Source organism: Sporomusa sp., from assembly GCF_057736855.1.
Map to the genome: position 1 here is coordinate 1 of NZ_JBYKYF010000379.1, position 2,507 is coordinate 2,507.

The window sequence follows — 2,507 nt, forward strand, 5'->3', positions numbered from 1 at the left end:
CAGCCTCATCCACAATAGCTACCGCCAACCGGTCAGCACCGGCATCCAGGACAGCCCGAGAAACCGCTACTGCGCCATGACCGTAAGCATCTGCCTTAACCACAGCACAAAACTTAACTCCAGGCTTTAGTACTTTTTTAATTTCTCTAACATTATCTCTAATGGCTGATAAATCAACTTCTGCCCAAACCGGTCGTTCGAACATATCAATTCCCCCTATCGCATGTAGGCATTTATATTTCGCACTCAGGAATTGCAGACACAGACGGACGGTGTAATCCTCTGAGCTTTGAGCAATATGTTTATACTGTGCAAAAATCATACCATTTACTCTACATCTAACCGCGAGACCGCCGCAGATAGAAAATGACTAACGCCAGCAGCCATAACGGCCCAACCACGAGAGCCATCGCAGTATCGCGATTTTGACCCATAATAACCATCACTAGTGCCAACATAACTAAACAAAAGATACCGGAAAAAGGATACCACGGCATGGGAAAGCCTAATCTTGCTGTTTGTGCCGGTGATAGACTACGCCTAAACTTCATTTGGACAATAATAATAACAGCCCAAACCCATAAACAGGCAAAGGTACCGACACTGGTCACATAAGTAAACACTTTTGCCGGAATAAAATAATTAAGAACAACGCCAACCAGCAAACAGGCTGACGAAATTAGCACTCCAAACACCGGAACATGGCTGCGGTTTAGCTTTCCCAAAAACGCCGGAGCCTCTTTCTGCTTAGCTAACGTATACAGCATCCGGCCAGTGCTGAAAACACCGCTATTACACGAAGAAAGCGCCGCCGATAGTACAACAAAGTTCATGATTCCAGCGGCATTATCAATTCCCAGTCGTTCAAATACCGATACAAAAGGACTACCGACACTGCCAATCTCCGTCCAGGGATAGATAGACATAATAACATACAGTGAGCCAATATAAAATAATACAATCCGCCAAAAGACTTTATCAATGGCAGCAGGCAATGTCTTGGCTGGGTCTTTGGCCTCACCGGCGGTAATACCGATAACTTCAATCCCTACATAAGAAAACAGTACCATGGCTAACGCCATAAGTACACCACTGACGCCATGCGGAAAAAAACCGCCATGCTGCCAGAGATGCGCTATCCCAATGGGCACTCCGCCATTACCAATGCCAAATATAATCATCCCTAAGCCACCTATAATTAACAGCAAAATCGCAATGATCTTGATTAACGCAAACCAGAACTCTACTTCTCCATATATCTCTACGGCAATCAGATTAACGACAGTCATCATAACTACCGTTACTAAAGCCGGTATCCATTGCGGTAGTTCTGGCAACCAGAAGTTCACATACATGCCTATTGCCGTAATCTCGGCCATGCCGGTAACAATCCACATAAACCAATACATCCAGCCTGTTACATAACCTGCCATTGGACCTAAAAAAATATGAGCATATGCACTAAAAGAACCAGCTACCGGATAGGCAACAGCCACTTCTCCCAGCGCCCGGAGTAAACAAAAAACCACAACCCCGCCAAGGAGATAGGAAACCAGCAGTGACGGCCCGGCCGCCTGAATGGCAGAGGCTGAACCTAAAAACAAGCCAACTCCTATAGATCCCCCTAGTGCAATCAGTTGAATATGTCGTTCCTTAAGACTGCGCCTCAGCTCTTGCGGTTCATCACGTTTACGCACCTGGACTCCCTCCGCTACTAACAATTACTAACAGGTACACCTATTAGTAATGTATAGCTATAGCATCAGGATTAGACCTCAGATTTTCTTTATCATTGCCAAAAACTACTTGTCCTTCTGGCGCAAGGCACATTCCAATTCATATTCAACAATAAGCCGGTCTAAATAGGCACTAAGCTCGCCTACTTCCCGGTCAGCAAAATTCCCTGCCTTCTCTTCAACTAAAAGATGCAGCCGGAGACGCACTTCTTCAATCTCCCGCTGCCTTTCCGTTAAATTGGTCACAATATTCCTCCTACTACTCATAAATCCCCATGGTTGTGAACTAACCGTATTTGCTCTTTCAGCCATTCTATCCACAAACTCAGGCCCTCTCCAGTTTTGCAAGAAGCCTTGATTAAAGCAGCGGCAGCATTTAATCCCTTAATATCATTGACTGCACAATCTATGGCAAAATCAGTGTATGGCAGCAAATCCACCTTGTTAATGATGATCGCTGCGGACTGACGAAAAACAAGTGGATATTTTAGTGGCTTATCTTCTCCCTCAGTAACACTGAACACGACTACCTTCGCATGTTCCCCCACAGCAAATTCGGCAGGACAAACTAAGTTACCCACATTTTCTACAATTAAGATATCAACTGTTGACAAATCCAACTGATCAACAGCTTTTTTAACCATAGTAGCATCTAGGTGACAACCACCCCGGGTATTAATTTGAATTACCGGTATACCATAGGAAGCAATTCTGTCAGCATCTTTGGAGGTATATAAGTCACCTTCTATAACTGCAACTTTATACTCACTA

4 protein-coding genes are annotated in these 2,507 nt (G+C 44.6%); all 4 read right to left on the bottom strand.

Going from position 1 to position 2,507, the window contains the following annotated elements; all coding sequences use genetic code 11:
• A partial coding sequence (locus AC29Z1_RS16490) for an alanine racemase (RefSeq protein WP_488272541.1) occupies nucleotides 1-205 on the bottom strand: 205 nt, incomplete at its 3' end.
• Between the two features lie 133 nt (nucleotides 206-338).
• Nucleotides 339-1,697 (bottom strand): amino acid permease, encoded by a 1,359-nt coding sequence (locus AC29Z1_RS16495; RefSeq protein WP_488272542.1) that lies wholly within the window; start codon nucleotides 1,695-1,697, stop codon nucleotides 339-341.
• A 105-nt stretch (nucleotides 1,698-1,802) separates the two neighbouring features.
• Nucleotides 1,803-1,982, bottom strand: a complete 180-nt coding sequence (locus AC29Z1_RS16500; protein ID WP_488272543.1) for an aspartyl-phosphate phosphatase Spo0E family protein — start codon at nucleotides 1,980-1,982, stop codon at nucleotides 1,803-1,805.
• A 17-nt stretch (nucleotides 1,983-1,999) separates the two neighbouring features.
• A partial coding sequence (hypB, locus tag AC29Z1_RS16505) for a hydrogenase nickel incorporation protein HypB (RefSeq protein ID WP_488272544.1) occupies nucleotides 2,000-2,507 on the bottom strand: 508 nt, incomplete at its 5' end.